This window comes from Mycobacterium helveticum, assembly GCF_007714205.1.
Lineage (GTDB): Bacteria > Actinomycetota > Actinomycetes > Mycobacteriales > Mycobacteriaceae > Mycobacterium > Mycobacterium helveticum.
This window is the reverse complement of sequence record NZ_VMQU01000394.1, coordinates 1-286: the sequence shown is the minus strand read 5'-3', so window position 1 is coordinate 286 and position 286 is coordinate 1. Positions and strand designations below refer to the sequence as shown.

At 69.6% G+C, this 286-nt stretch carries 1 protein-coding gene; it reads left to right on the top strand.

Annotation, left to right across the window (positions count from 1 at the left end; all coding sequences use genetic code 11):
* The coding region (locus FPZ47_RS28070; protein ID WP_210420066.1) for a hypothetical protein at positions 1-286 on the top strand (286 nt) is incomplete at both ends.

Here is a 286-nt window from a genome sequence, read left to right as displayed (position 1 = left end):
GGGTACTGGTCGGCGCTCGACCAACACCCTATCCTGCACGCCGGCCTGGCCTTAGGCCTGCTGCTGGTGGGCGCCCTGATCCTCGGCCGGGTGGCCCGCTACATCGTCCTCTACGCCGCCAACCTGCTCGCCCGCCAGCCCGCGCTGCACTGGCTCGGCGACCTGATCCGCAACAAGGTGTTCCAGCGCCTGGCGCAGACCACGCCCTCGCTGCTGGTGCAATTCGGCCTGCCATGGATCCCGGAGATGCCGGACAAGGCCGCGCACTTCCTCGGCAACCTGGCAC